14 protein-coding genes are annotated in these 13,948 nt (G+C 42.6%); 3 read left to right on the top strand and 11 right to left on the bottom strand.

The features are described from left to right. The first annotated feature begins 97 nt into the window (after positions 1–97). On the top strand, positions 98–976 hold the full coding sequence (locus tag MSTHT_RS00190; protein WP_048166067.1) for a mechanosensitive ion channel family protein: 879 nt from the start codon (positions 98–100) through the stop codon (positions 974–976). 98 nt (positions 977–1,074) lie between these two features. Here MSTHT_RS00190 and MSTHT_RS00185 read toward each other — a convergent pair whose 3' ends face one another. Both MSTHT_RS00185 and MSTHT_RS00180 read right to left on the bottom strand, forming a co-directional pair. Continuing rightward, the gene (locus tag MSTHT_RS00185) at positions 1,075–1,437 is read right to left on the bottom strand and encodes an Mth938-like domain-containing protein (RefSeq protein ID WP_048166066.1); all 363 of its coding nucleotides are present in this window, start codon (positions 1,435–1,437) and stop codon (positions 1,075–1,077) included. Positions 1,438–1,646: 209 nt separating this feature from the next. Then, positions 1,647–2,621 (bottom strand): alpha/beta hydrolase, encoded by a 975-nt coding sequence (locus MSTHT_RS00180; protein ID WP_048166065.1) that lies wholly within the window; start codon positions 2,619–2,621, stop codon positions 1,647–1,649. A gap of 136 nt (positions 2,622–2,757) precedes the next feature. On the opposite strand from MSTHT_RS00180, the gene MSTHT_RS00175 reads away from it, so the two are divergent. Beyond that, positions 2,758–3,003: a hypothetical protein gene (locus tag MSTHT_RS00175; RefSeq protein ID WP_148704361.1), complete on the top strand. Its 246-nt coding sequence runs from the start codon at positions 2,758–2,760 to the stop codon at positions 3,001–3,003. Here MSTHT_RS00175 and MSTHT_RS00170 read toward each other — a convergent pair. The 3 genes from MSTHT_RS00170 to MSTHT_RS00160 form a co-directional block, all read right to left on the bottom strand. Continuing rightward, a complete protein-coding gene (locus tag MSTHT_RS00170) occupies positions 2,992–3,798 on the bottom strand; it encodes a DUF166 domain-containing protein (protein ID WP_048166063.1) in 807 nt (268 codons plus the stop codon). The two genes, MSTHT_RS00175 and MSTHT_RS00170, sit on opposite strands and share 12 nt — an antisense overlap. Positions 3,799–4,251: 453 nt before the next feature. Beyond that, complete coding sequence (locus tag MSTHT_RS00165; RefSeq protein ID WP_048166062.1) at positions 4,252–4,638, bottom strand: 4Fe-4S binding protein; 387 nt, start codon at positions 4,636–4,638, stop codon at positions 4,252–4,254. Positions 4,639–4,640: 2 nt separating this feature from the next. Continuing rightward, positions 4,641–6,143 carry an L-aspartate semialdehyde sulfurtransferase gene (locus tag MSTHT_RS00160; RefSeq protein WP_048166061.1) on the bottom strand — a complete coding sequence of 501 codons (1,503 nt, stop codon included), beginning with the start codon at positions 6,141–6,143 and terminating at the stop codon, positions 4,641–4,643. Positions 6,144–6,484: 341 nt separating this feature from the next. Between MSTHT_RS00160 and MSTHT_RS00155 the strand changes: the two genes are divergently transcribed. Continuing rightward, complete coding sequence (locus tag MSTHT_RS00155; protein ID WP_048166060.1) at positions 6,485–6,928, top strand: adenylyltransferase/cytidyltransferase family protein; 444 nt, start codon at positions 6,485–6,487, stop codon at positions 6,926–6,928. Between the two features lie 87 nt (positions 6,929–7,015). On the opposite strand, the gene MSTHT_RS00150 is transcribed toward MSTHT_RS00155, so the two are convergent. From MSTHT_RS00150 to MSTHT_RS00125, 6 genes are all read right to left on the bottom strand, one after another. After that, positions 7,016–8,158, bottom strand: coding sequence for a pyridoxal phosphate-dependent aminotransferase (locus tag MSTHT_RS00150; protein ID WP_048166059.1), 1,143 nt, complete (start codon positions 8,156–8,158; stop codon positions 7,016–7,018). Between the two features lie 58 nt (positions 8,159–8,216). Next, entirely contained in the window at positions 8,217–8,621 is a 405-nt protein-coding gene (ribH, locus tag MSTHT_RS00145; RefSeq protein WP_048166058.1) for a 6,7-dimethyl-8-ribityllumazine synthase, read from the bottom strand. Positions 8,622–8,660: 39 nt separating this feature from the next. Continuing rightward, positions 8,661–9,125, bottom strand: coding sequence for a riboflavin synthase (gene ribC, locus MSTHT_RS00140; RefSeq protein WP_048166057.1), 465 nt, complete (start codon positions 9,123–9,125; stop codon positions 8,661–8,663). A gap of 104 nt (positions 9,126–9,229) precedes the next feature. After that, on the bottom strand, positions 9,230–10,381 hold the full coding sequence (locus MSTHT_RS00135; RefSeq protein ID WP_048166056.1) for a pyridoxal-phosphate-dependent aminotransferase family protein: 1,152 nt from the start codon (positions 10,379–10,381) through the stop codon (positions 9,230–9,232). 318 nt (positions 10,382–10,699) lie between these two features. Beyond that, positions 10,700–11,260 (bottom strand): CBS domain-containing protein, encoded by a 561-nt coding sequence (locus MSTHT_RS00130; protein ID WP_048166055.1) that lies wholly within the window; start codon positions 11,258–11,260, stop codon positions 10,700–10,702. Between the two features lie 366 nt (positions 11,261–11,626). After that, positions 11,627–13,921 carry a CDC48 family AAA ATPase gene (locus tag MSTHT_RS00125; RefSeq protein ID WP_048166054.1) on the bottom strand — a complete coding sequence of 765 codons (2,295 nt, stop codon included), beginning with the start codon at positions 13,919–13,921 and terminating at the stop codon, positions 11,627–11,629. Between the last annotated feature and the right edge of the window lie 27 nt (positions 13,922–13,948).

Below are 13,948 nucleotides of genomic sequence, written 5' to 3'. Positions count from 1 at the left end.
TTATACATCATTCGCAACATTATTAAAACTGTTTCTATTAATTCAGAAACTCCTTTGAGTTTTCCACCATCGAACGCCAGAAGCGAGGAAGGTAAAAATGGGTTATGAGATAATGGAGAAGGTCATTCCATATACCGGGATAACAATATCGAGGCTGATTTTCGCACTTATAGTGCTCATTGCAGGATTCCTTTTAGCAAGGTACGTTACCCACATTTTCAAAAATGCGATACGGAAAACGAATATTCCGGATCTCACTATTCAGTTTCTTACCCGTTTATTAAATGTGCTCTTTTATGTGATTATTATTCTTGCTTTTTTAAAAAGCCTTAATTTTGACGTGGACAGTTATATAGTAGGAGTTTCTGCAGTAATAGGTCTGGTTCTTGGTCTGGGCATGCAGGATACCTTCACAAACCTGACTGCTGGAGTGTGTGTTTCAGCAATTAGACCTATAGATATGGGGGAGACTGTGACCGTAAACGGGCAGACAGGGAGAGTAAGGGCTGTAGGGGTTATGTCAACCGAACTCCTTACCCCTGACAACCAGCTCATAACAATTCCCAATAAGCTGGTCTGGGGAAATTCCATTGTTAATATGACACGTATGCCCACAAGAAGAGTTTCTGTTGATGTAGGGATAAGTTATTCATCAGACCTTGAAAAAGCCATTGAGATAGCATTCAATCTTATGAAAACACATCCTCTCGTCCTTCAGGATCCCGAGCCTGCAGTAGTGACTACCGAACTTGCGAATTCCTCGATAAACTTGCAGCTCAGAGCCTGGACAAAAACTGAAAATATGGTAACGGTAAAGAACAGCCTAACTGCAGGCATACTAGAGGCTTATACAAAGGAAGGAATTGAAATTCCATTCCCTCAGATGGATATAAACATAAGAGGAATTAAACCGAGAGAAGAAATTAAACTGAAAGAAGAAATTAAACCAAGAGAAAATGAAAAATGGATAGTATAATAGGATAATAGCACAGGGCGAAGGGTGCGCGATTAGGAAGGAGATATTAACAAAACAACTATCTTTTGAATAACCTTCCTGACTGTCTGATCTTCGTATTAACACGTTACATGGAACATTGCAGCTATTCTGCCCTCGAGCTCGTTCCAGCGTTCAATTGCCCAGGGAGTCGGAAAGAGTTCCACACCACAATTCTTCTTCCTGAAAAACTCATCAGCTTCTTCCGAAAGTTCCACATAACCCGTCTGTCCGGTTCCTATAATAAGTTTTTCAGTTCCTTCTTCATAGATGTATTTTGCTTCCTCAAGCGAGACTTTGTGAGAAGTCCCATACAATCCCTTTGATAGTTGTTTTTCTCTTTTTTCAACCTGACCATTTAAGCGAATGAGTATATCGTATTCATAGGTTTTTCCATCTACAGTAATCGAACCAAAACTGGTGGAATCAATTTTCGGTTTCATGATTTCCCTCTTAAATAAAAATGAGAATTAGACTTCAATTATACAATTGTTTACGCACTTCATATACGTATGGTTTGCATAAACTTACGCTAAGTGTTGAGCACATATAACAGACTTCATATAATTAAAAAAACCGTATACTACTGAAGAGTAAATTAGAGATATACAAAATGAAGCTGTAGAAATAAATTAAAGCTACAGCTATTATATTACGATTTGCCAAAAATACTCTTAAGAGTTGTATTCACCAATCCGACTGCGCTGCAGGTTGCAGGTGTGCCCGCGAGTGGGTTAAGCATAACGAAATCGTGTATGGTTCCCATGTATCGAACGGCTGTAACATTGACACCTGCCTGGATCAGCTTATGGGCATAGGCTTCACCCTCATCGCGAAGGACATCATTCTCATCAGTAATAATAAGGGCTGGAGGCTGTCCTTTGAGCTGCTCAATCGAAGCTTGCAGCGGGGATGCGGTTGGCTGTTTGCGGGCTTCCTTATCAGGCAGATAATTGTCCCAGAACCACTTCATTGCTTCACGGGTAAGCCAGACTCCGGTTGCAAACTGCTGATACGAAGGAGTATCGAAATTCGCATCCGTGACAGGATAGAACAATACCTGATAGGCAATTTTCGGTCCGCCCCCCTCCTTTGCCAGCAGGAGGACAGCAGCTGCCATATTTGCCCCTACGCTGTCGCCAGCAACAATTAACTTTGAAGTATCCAGGTTATGATCTTTCCCGTTTTCTGCAATGTATTTTGTCGCTGCATACGCCTCTTCTATCTGTACTGGATATTGTGCTTCCGGAGCTGGCGTGAAATTGACAAATATAACTGCAACATTGGCTCCGACAGCAATTTCCCGGATTAAACGGTCATGTGTATTTTTGTCCCCAAGCACCCAGCCGCCCCCGTGGAAGTACATCACAGCAGGCAGGATCTCTTTGTTTCCTTCTGGTCTGACTATCCTAATTGAAACCTGTCCTTTAGGACCGACCGGAATGTCAAGGTCTTCAATATCTGCGGGTAATTTTGCTACCTCAGCCGCCTGCAAATCTGAAAGAACTTTACGGGCGTCTTGAGGAGAAAGCTCATAGATCGGTGTTCCGCCCTGCTTGTTTACATTTTCTACAAATGCCCTAGTTGCTGGTTCAAGTGAGTTTATGATCTCATCGATCTGGTTCATACTGAAGTACCCCCTCTGGCTTGCTTTAACCCTAACGAATCTCTGGCGTTAGCAGAGAACGTGAAAGCAATAGCAAAAAGTTTATCTATTAACATGTAAGTGATATTATATATTTGAGCCAATATTTATGAACCTGATGGAGAAAAGAGCTCAGAAACCAGATCTTATTAACGTCACTTATCCTGACAGAAAAATGCTTTATTCTAACAGAGAAATGCTGCAAGCAAGCCTACAAGCCTTCTCAAAAAAAGGGTTGCAACGCAACAGTTGCGGATCAGAGGTTTCAGACCAGCGGTTGGGTTTATTTTCAAGCTTAAGCCTGAAAATAAACCTTAATAAAACTTTTATTAAAAATAAAAAATTGGGTTTTTCAAAGGCTTGAGCTTGAAGCCTCGTTCCTGCTGGACGCTAAAATTCTCGCTTTTTCCTTTCTTGCACATTCCATTGCGTCTTCTGCAGCTTCTCTTATGATATATCCTGCCTTGTGAAGGATAGTATCACCGAGCTGGGGGTCTTTGTCCATGCTGGCAGTACAGGGATATGAGTGATGAGCTCCTGAGATGGTTTCTTTATAATCTGAAACGTCAGTCCAGCTGAGCTTCTTTGCCACAAACCAGGTGGAGCCACAGGGTGCGTCCCTGAGAACGCCTGCACCTATGAACATCTTTCCATCAGGACTCATCTCGATCCTGAGTACAGGTCTTCCGAAGCCGAGGTCAACAAATGCATCTATAACAGGTTTTCCGGTTTTCTCAAGTGCACAGAAAGGCCTTGGTCCCTCAAACTCAACTCCCATAGCTTCAAGCTCTTTTCTAAGCTGCTCAAGGACACCTGCAGGAGTTTTCTTTGAATCTTCAGCAGGTGCAATTACGGCTTTTGCCTTCGTTTTCTTCACAACGTCCGGAAGAGCTACAAGGAGATCGGGGTGGATGCCAATAGCAAGTATAAGGTCACATTCCGGAAGCTTTTGAGGCATGTACTGATCGGGCTCTTCTATAAATGTGGGCAAGTCTTCAGGAAATTCATGAATGCCTACGATCAGGTTTGCATATGATTTCCTGGCCTGTCTGCAGTGGTTGCAGAGTTCACCGCAGGACACGCAGAAATTTCCCGGGTTTATCAGGTTCTGGATAACTTTTCTCCCTAGTTCGCCTGAGTATAGTACAAGGATCTTCATAGCTTACTCCAATTTTTAAAGGTTATAAGGGTTATTTCTTGGTTCTCAATTATTTTTTGTAAAATGAAATTCGGATCACTTCACTCCCAAAATGTAAAAAGAAAAGGGAACATAAACCAGTGGGGAAATTTTTGAGGCATTGCCTGAGAAACTGCTAATATCCAGTTCTGGCAGCACCCTCCTTCAATTTCTATCCTGTTTTTGGTTCTTATAAATTATAATTATTTGTTTCTATGTATAAATAATGAGAGTTTCGAAATAGAAATTAGTATCCATAACTAAATCCCACATATAAACTAAGGAAGAGAATCAGGATAAATACCAGGGAAAGAACAGTAAGAAAAAAACACAAAAGACAAAGAGGAAACCAGGATTAAAGGAGTAAACCAGGAAAAACGAGGATAAAAGAGAAAGATTATCAAGGAAGGATTTTGTAATTCTACCTTCCTTTGTTTACTCTCCCAGTTTCAAAGCCCCATGCGGGCACATCTTGATACAGACGCCGCACTGAATACATTTCTTTTCATCTACCTGGATACTCCAAGAATTGTCAAAGGAATACACATTCATAGGGCAGACCGAAATACAGGCTCCGCAGTCGATACATTCTTCCTCATCCCTGTGAATAGGTCGGTCAAGAATGGAGACTATCGCCCCTCTCGATTCCAGAGCTTTTTTGATTCTATCAAATTTGGAATCGTTTACGTCCGCAATCAATTCGCCATAAGTTGAGTCGATGTTTGCAACCATTATATTAATCAGGATGCCGGTTTCGACTATGGATTCGGAAATAATAGGGTTATGGATTCTTTCGGTAGGGATGGTGATCTTTATTTTCATGCTCAGTACCTCCTTGCAAGGAGCTTACTTATATTGTCGCTCGTTATTATTCCGAGAACCCGCCTCTGAGTATCGATTACCGGCATTGCTGATACTCCGTAACGGTCAAGCCGCCTGGCTGCAAGGTCTACAGGCTCATTCGGAGCGCATGTTAATACCTTTTTCGTCATAACGCTTTCCACAGAGTCAAAATAGTTCTCTGCAACCGCTTTGGAAATGTCCCAAGCAGTAATTATTCCGACCAGTTCACCGGAGTCGGAAGTCACAGCCAAGTGGTTAAAGGAATTCTCCCAGATCTTCTTAGCTGCTTCCTGTATAGTTTGGTCTTTTTTAATGGTCACAATAAAATTGGACATCACATCTTTTACAAGAGGTACAGCCTGAGTCTGCTTCATGGGTTTAACAAGCCCATTAGCTGGCAGTCTTTCTACAGGCATGCTGACAAAGAATTTCCCTTGCTTAATCCATTCTTTTAGCTCATTTGCAATTTTTCTTGCATTCTTGAAACTGGAAAGGGAAGAAGTCGGCACGTCTTTTCCATTAATTTCCACCGAACCTGACTTGAGTTCGGCATAATTTACCTCTCTGATAACAGGCTTTTCCCGGCTTCCTACAGCATAATCCTGAACAGTGGTCACGATATCCTCATCACGGATTGCAGTTGCAGCAGCAAGCTTTTCGTTAAGAATAGGTATAGGGATTCCTACTCCCACATAGAGGGTGGTTCCATATCCGGTAAAGGAAGCAGCCCTTAAGTAATCAGGACTCATCTCCTTCAGGTTGCCTTTTACCATTAGAGTTCCAAACCCTGAAGAAGGAGAATGTTGAGTTCCGTTCCCTATAACATACCCCTGGGCTCCTCCTAAAAAAATCCTAGTTCCTGTGCCTATAGTCTCATATTCAGGATCATTTGAGAGAGGCGAAAGTACACCTGCTCCTGAATAGGTTACATTTCCGAAATTGGGCAGAAGCTCACCCATATAAGTATTCAGAATTCTTTTGGAACTATTGGTTGCCGCTGCATATTTCTGGTATGCGTTCCTCGGGTTCAGAAGAATGGCTTCGTTAAGGTCATCAAGGGTAATTGTAGTATCAAGCACTTTCCTTGGATAGCAGTCCGTCCCATAAGAAGTTGCATGGACATTGATCTCTTTGCCTCTAAGGAGATCCTCAATAACGTGAGCTCCTCCATACTGGATTCCCCGTGTTTCCGAAATCTGGGTAGCTCCAAGGTAAGCATCTACGGCTGCTACTCCGCTGTATGCTTCTACATTGTTAAACCAGATTTTCTGGATTTTAATAGGAGGCTCGGAATGCCCGAGATTAAGCATTAAACCAGATGAACACATAGCTCCGAATGTGCCTGTAGTAACTACATCCACTTCTTTTGCAGCCCCTTCAGTGCCAAGCTCCTCAACAATTGTGACCATCTCCTCAGCTGTCACTACGTTGACGCTTCCATCTTCAATTTTTCTATTAATCTCATGAATTGATTTTTTAATCATTAGGGTCTCCTCATTTTGTAAATATATCTTGAAGATAATATTTATTGTAATTATATATTATGAGTGATAATGCCAGAGGCAACAGCCCTGCCAGAGAAAGCAAAAAGCTGTATTTGAGTACGGTTTATTTTCAGATTAACAGACTTATACCCTGAGTTTGATAAACAATAATCATATTTAAGGGTTATCTATATTACCTGCGATAATTGGAAAATTTACTTACCTTTTAACCCGGCTGTAAATAGATCGTAACAGTCTATATCGTACACAATTTGTATAATTCGGGATTCTTCCTTGACTGCAGGCAGGGTTATTTTCAGTAAGTTTCTTATGCTTGTAGGATATACCCGGGGCAAGGTGATTCGTTGACACGTGTACTTGCTACCGGGACTTTTGATATTCTCCATCCCGGACATATTTATTTTTTGACCCAGGCACGAAAGCTGGGAGATGAGCTTTTCGTAATTGTTGCTAGAGACTCAAATGTGACTCACAAACCAAAACCAATTGTACCCGAAGAGCAGCGTCTTGAAATGGTAAATGCACTCGGGATGGTTGATAAAGCGCTTCTTGGCAGCGAAAAGGATATGTTTGAACCCCTGAAAGAGATAAAGCCGGATATCATTGCTCTTGGTTATGATCAGCGCTTTGACAGCGAACTTCTGGAAAAAGAACTTACTAAAAGAGGGATTCCCGCAAAGGTGGTCAGGATTCCACTTTCAAAGAAATGCCCACTTTGCAGTACAGGTGCAATCATAAAAGAGGTACTTAAACGGTATGGGTAAATCTATCCCTACCGCTGCCAGATTCAACCAGAATCTGCTAATCTTTACTCATACCTCTTTTCAGAAAGATAAGTTACTGTGTTCAATTTATGTAAATACCGCTTCAAGTCTCTCGAGGGCTTCCCTGATTCGGTCAATTGAGGTTGCATAGGAGATTCTGATGAAATTTTCACCAGATGCGCCAAAAGCAATCCCAGGGGTAACTGCCACCTGAGCTTCCTTCAAAAGCCTCTCTGCAACTTCTGTCCCATTTCCGTACTCGCTGACATTAGCAAAAGCATAGAAAGCCCCATCGGGTTTTTTGCACTCGAGACCCATTTTGTTCAGCCCATCGACAAGAACATCACGGCGTACCTTGAAACGGTCAACCATTGCTTTAACACTGTCCTGAGGACCCTGCAAAGCCTCAAGCCCGCCGTACTGAACAAATGTGGTTGCGCTGCTTACTGAATGAGACTGAATCTTAAGTAGAAGTTTTAGAATCTCAGGAGGAGCAGTCAGGTAACCGAGTCTCCAGCCTGTCATGGCATATGCCTTTGAAAAACCGTTTACAGTGATGGTTCTCTCCTGCATCCCATCAAAGCTGCCGATGCTGATATGTTCTTTGTCATAGATAATTTTCTCATAAATTTCATCTGAGACTACAAGGAGATCATGATCAATTGCAAGATCGGCAATGCACTTCAAAGTCTTTTTTCCGAAGACCCCACCTGTTGGGTTTCCCGGGCTATTTACAACAATTAGCTTGGTTTTATCAGTTATGTATTCTTGAAAATCGTCGGGAATGAAACCTTTTTCAGGGACTGTTGGGACCCAGACTGTTTCTGCCCCTGCAAAACGTATGCATGCATCATAAGTTACCCATGCCGGGTCAAACAGAATAGCCTGGTCTCCATCATCAAGGACACCCATCATTACCTCAAAAATTCCCTGTTTTGCGCCGGGAGTGACAAGCACGCCTGCCTCGGTTACATCGAGGTTATTTTCCGTCCTCAGTTTTTCAGCAATGGCTGCCCTTAGCTCCGGGATACCTGCAGACGGAGCATAATGGGTTTTTCCCTCGTACATGGCTTTTGCCGCAGCATCACAGATATTTTTCGGGGTATTGAAATCAGGTTCGCCAAGGCTGAAATTGATGACGTCTTTACCCTCTTTAATCATTCTGTTTGCAATGTTGGAGATCCTTATAGTTGCGGATTCTTCTACACGCTTGAGCCTTGCGGATGTCATAGGGATGGTCCTGGTATGTTATTGCATTTTGCTAGCTTATTCAAGATATTATAGAAATTCACAACCGCTGCACCAGCTTTACTGCAGCTTCAACTGCCCGTTTTGCATAATCCACGCGTTCATGAGCTGCCATCCGGGTCATGCCTGGGCCAGGAATTCCAAGAGTTACAGGCTTATCAAACTCAAGGGAAAGATCCATGATCTTCCTTGCAGCATGCTGCATAACCACCTGGTCATGATCAGTCTCGCCTTCAATTACGGATCCTATAGTAACCACGGCATCGATATCGTCCCTCTGGCAAAGCTTCTTGATTGCAAGGGGCATGTCAAAGACCCCAGGAACAAGAATTGTCTCTTTAACTGTTGCCCCCAGAAACTCCGCATGTTCTCTCCCTAGCAGTTCCATCTGATAAGTCAGATCCCTGTTAAATTCAGCTACAACAAATCCTAGGCTGATAGTCATCTAATAAGGTCTCCAGTCTTTGTTTTTACTTAAATTGCTTCACATTCTTAACGGACCTGCATCTTCAAAGCCCTGCCTCTGGCCAGTACCGGCCTCTCGAATAAGCTTCTCAGGCTTGAAGAGCAGTTTTATTACATTTAAGGCGTGCTCGCGGGTTCTTCTGTCCATAAGGAAAGCAAGTTCTTTCTCATCCTTTCCCTCGTCCTCATGGACAAAGACCTCAATAATATGGGTATTGGTCATGAGCTGGGCCATAATAAGACCCTGAGAAGCTTCATGAGCACATATTTTATCCTGTTCTTTAGCTCCGGGCATGCCAAGAGCCATAACGATATCGCACCCTTCTTCTTCGATAAGTTTCTTGGCTGCAACCGGAAGATCCTTTATCCCGGGCACGGTTACTCTTTTAATTTTTACAGATACGTTTTTCTGTATCTCATCAATTGCCGCACGCCCCATATCATAGCGCGCGAATGTTGTGTCTGCAATTCCTATTGTGGGCATGTGAATCCGATCGGAATTTCAAGTTTAAAATCTTTTTTTCCGGTTTTTCCTGAAGAGGCTAGTAGATCTATGATTTATTCAGTAGATATATAATTTAATCCTGTTCAGGCTCGGTCAATAACCCTGATCGCAGCTTCTATACCTGCTCCCAGACTGTCAATATAACCACGCTTATTTAATACAATTTCCAGCTGCTGGATGGTTGAGAGCACATCTCTTGATGTAACATTTCCCATGCAGCCTATTCTGAAAATCTTGTTCTTAAGACGCTCCTGCCCGCCTGCAATAATTACGCCCTGTTTCCTCATATCATTCTTTATGTCTTCACCCTCAATGCCTGCGGGAGCTTTCATTGCAGAGATCGTATTGGAGTAATGGCTGGACTCGTTAAGCTGCGGGAACATCTCAATATTCAGCTCGGCAACTGCTGCTCTTACGGCTTCGGAAAGAATTCTGTGTCTCTTAATTCTGGCATCCATTCCTTCCTCTTTTATGATATGCAGAGCTTCCTGAAGTGCGTAGAACAGAGGAATCGCAGGCGTATAAGGTGTTTCCGGTTTGGGTTTGTCCCCGCTCTTTTTATATGCTAAGAGGTCGTTATAATAGGGTCTTTTTGTTACTTCTTTCATAGCCTCAAAAGCCTTTTCGCTTACAGAAACGATTGAAAGTCCAGGGGGGGCTGCGAGGCATTTCTGTGAACCTACAACTGCAATGTCAACTCCCCATTCATCAACTCTGACATCGTCTCCTCCAATGGAGGTCACGCCGTCCATAATAAAGAGAGCATCATGCTTTCGGGCAAGTTTGCCAATTTCTGCAGCCGGGTTGAGAATGCCTGTAGACGTTTCGTTGTGGACGAGTGTGATAGCTTTTGCTCCTTCTTCGAGTTTTTCCTTGATAAGCTCAAGGTCAATTGGAAGACCCCATTCGAATACAGCAGGAACGACATCCGCATAGAGAGCTGCAATATCTTTAAAGCGTTCTCCGAACTTTCCGTTTTCTATAGCAATAACTTTGTCCCCTTTACCAACCACAGACCCTACAGCAGCTTCCATTCCTGCCGTTCCCGAACCACTGAGCAAAAAGATATCGTTATCTGTCTTAAAAATGTTGGAAAGGATTTCCCTGCAATCAGTATATATTCCGGCAAACTCCGCGCTCCGGTGGTTGATCATCGGCTTTGACATCGCTCTAAGGACTCTGGGTGCAACAGATACGGGACCAGGCATCATGAGAAGAGTGTCTTCCAGATCCATATTTATTATACTCCACTTTTCAAGATTTAATCGATTTATTTTCTACTTATTTAAAAACACTTGTATTAATTCTGAAATTTAAAAATTTTACACGTCTGAGTTAATTAAGAATTATGCCAGTACGACAAAGTATACCCAAAAGGTACTTTAATGTCTCAATCCCTTGGATTCTTCAACATGCTTTAACAAATTAATTTTTTATTGAGATTAAGCATTAAATTCCATTTGGAGTTCAGTTTTAATTATATCCTAGTATATAATTAATGTGCTTTCGTGACTGTTTCGGACATTGCCTCATCAGGAAGTGAATTCCGGCAACTAACCCTGCAGGAGTTTCATCACATCGTGTTTTGTTACGAGGCCAATGACTTTTCCTTTTTCTACTACCAGCACGGCAGGGTTTCCTTCCAGGATATGCGAGACGACTGAAATCGAAATACTTGGAGATACTGTTGGGAAGGATTCCCCCATTATTTCGGAAACTTTTAAATGAGAAATTGATTTTCTCTTACTTTCTGCCATCAATTTTATTATCATATCTTCTGAAACACTTCCAACCGGGATGCCCCCATCAAGCACAGGAACCTGTGAAAAACCATGAGTATGCATAAGGTTCACCACTTCTTCCACAGAATCATCTGGAGAGACATGGATAACAGGGGAATGCATCAGATCTCTTATAATAATCTGCTGTTCCTTTTCAGCTTCATCAAAAGCATCAAGGATTTTCCTGACAGTTGAAAGCCTGGGATCCACATCTCCTGACTCGATGCGAGCTATAAGGGGTTGGCTTACTCCTGCCCTTTTAGCCAGGTCGCTCTGAGTAAGCCCGAGTTCATTCCTTCTTTTTTTAAGATCTTCAGGTGTTGGAAGCTGCATATATATTACCGATAGTAATTATGATATTTAATATCATTGGTTAACATAATTTTTGAAGTTTAAATATAAATGAAGGTTTAATCCTGATAAATCGTTTTCGGAAAGACCCTACAAAATATGCGGATAAAAATCGGAGAATTTAGAAACAGGTCGACCTTAACGGTCAGTTAATACATTGAAAGTACCTAAAAAATTAGCATTGTTGTAAAAAAATAAGATCTTAAATAAATATAGAAGTAAGTCAGTAAACATTCGGTGGAAATAAGTTAAAAAATATACAGGCAGAAGCAGGTTAATAGGCAAGTAGGTTAATAGGCAAGCAGAAAAAATAAGAGGAAGATAAAAATGTGCTCTTACCGATCTTACTCAAATGTAAGAAGGGTTCTCTATTTCCTTTGACTTCTTTTTCCTGAGTTCACCTTTTATAGCTTCGTAATATTTCATAGTATCAGGAGTAACGGAAGGACCGGTCTCTGCAATTGCTTTAAGGAAGTGCCTCTGCTTGATATTTTTTGCATGAAGATCCTCGCGCAAAGCAAGCCTTCCTGCCTTCTTGCACACAGCTGCAATATCGGCACCTGTATACTGATCGGTCATGGAAACGAGTTTCTCGATATCAACATCCTCTGCGAGCGACATTTTCCCGGTATGGACTTTAAATATTTCCCTGCGAGCCCCCTCATCAGGAATTGGAACGAGAATGAGTTCATCAAAACGCCCTGGACGGATAAGGGCAGGGTCGATGACATCAGGGCGATTGGTCGCGCCAATTACCACTACAGCCCTGAGTTCTTCAAGTCCGTCCATTTCCGAGAGTAACTGATTAAGGATTCTCGCCGTAACCTGGGGCTCCCCTGTAGAAATCCCTCGAATAGGTGCAAGCGAATCAAGTTCATCCAGAAAAATAATCGAGGGGGCAACCTGCCTTGCCCGTGTAAAAACTTCAGCAATCCTTTTTTCAGATTCCCCATACCATTTTGAAAGGAGATCGCTTCCTTTGGCTGTGATAAAATTAGCATCGGATTCATGAGCTATTGCTTTTGCGAGTAGAGTCTTTCCCGTACCTGGAGGCCCATATAGAAGGACACCTTTGGGAGCTTCAACTCCTATGTCCCTGTAAGATTCTGGATTCTTAAGTGGCCATTCCACTACCTCTTTCAGTAGCCTTTTTACTTCTTCCAGACCCCCTACGTCATCCCAGCTCACCGTGGGTACTTCAATGAGGATTTCCCTTATTGCCGATGGCTGGACATCCTTAAGAGCATTTTCAAAATCTTCCCTTGTTACCTGCAGAGAATCCAAGATTTCAGCCGGGATTTCAGGTTCATTAAGATTGATTTTCGGCAGAATCCGCCTCAAAGAACTCATGGCTGCTTCTCTGCACAGGGCTGCAATGTCAGCTCCAACAAACCCATACGTTATTTGAGCAAAATCCATGAGGTTTACATCATCTGCAAGAGGCATGCCCCTTGTGTGGATCTGGAAAATCTCCAATCTTCCATCAGTATCTGGGACTCTCAGTTCAATTTCCCGGTCAAACCTTCCTGGACGGCGAAGTGCTACATCCAGAGCTTCAGGACGGTTAGTAGACCCTATGACAATTACATTTTTTCGAGCTTTAAGCCCATCCATCAGGGAGAGAAGTTGAGCAACTACTCTTCTCTCGACTTCTCCGGTTACTTCGGCTCTCTTAGGGGCAATGGAATCGATCTCATCAAGAAAAATAATCGCAGGAGCATTCCTTTCTGCATCCTCGAAAATCTCCCTTATCGCCCTTTCGGATTCACCGTAGTATTTTGACATAATCTCTGGACCGTTAATAGAGATGAAGTAGGCATCTGACTCATTGGCTACTGCTTTTGCAAGCATTGTTTTGCCTGTGCCGGGCGGGCCGTGGAGCAATACTCCTTTTGGGGCATCGATCCCGAGCCTGTCAAAAAGTTCAGGGTGTTTCAAAGGCAGCTCTATCATTTCTCTGACTTTCCCAATAGCTTCTTTGACCCCACCCAAATCTTCATACATAACAGAAGGAATATTCTGCTCAGGGGTTACTTCAGTCGCTTCAGGCAAAAGCTCTACTTGTGTTAAGTCTGTAATCTTTACTATTCCTGATGGAGAAGTAGAAACTACCTGCAGTTTTATTTCTCCGAGCCCGAAAGATGGACCAAAACCCTGGCCAAAGAAATCCTGGAAAAAATCCTCGAACATCACTCCTTTACCCAGGGTCTCCCTCTCTCTCGATTTCCTTAAGCTTGTGGTTGAAATAAAATCCCCCTTTGAAACCGTACGATTCATGAATATAGCTTTAAGAGTTTCGCTGGGAGCATAGATTTGAATACCTTTGGCAACAGGCGCTAGAGTTACATTTTTTGCTTCTTTCCAGTCGGCTTTGCGAATCTCCACATATTCTCCTATACTGGTTTTTGCATTGGTGCGGATGAGCCCATCCATACGTATGATATCAAGACCAGAATCACTAGGATACGGACGACCTATCAGTGCAGAAGTAGATTTCCCTCCTCTGATTTCCACAACATCGAAGGGCTTGAGACCTAATTTTTCCCGGAAGCTTTCATCTATCCGGACAATGCCCTTTCCGACATCTCGTTGATCGGCTTCCGCAACTTTCAATTTTACTGTTGTTTTATCCTTATCAGTCAAATTAATACCCCCCTCTCCCTCAATAAA

Origin of the sequence: Methanosarcina thermophila TM-1 (genome assembly GCF_000969885.1) — an archaeon.
Taxonomy (GTDB): domain Archaea; phylum Halobacteriota; class Methanosarcinia; order Methanosarcinales; family Methanosarcinaceae; genus Methanosarcina; species Methanosarcina thermophila.
This window is presented reverse-complemented; position numbering and strand designations above follow the sequence as displayed.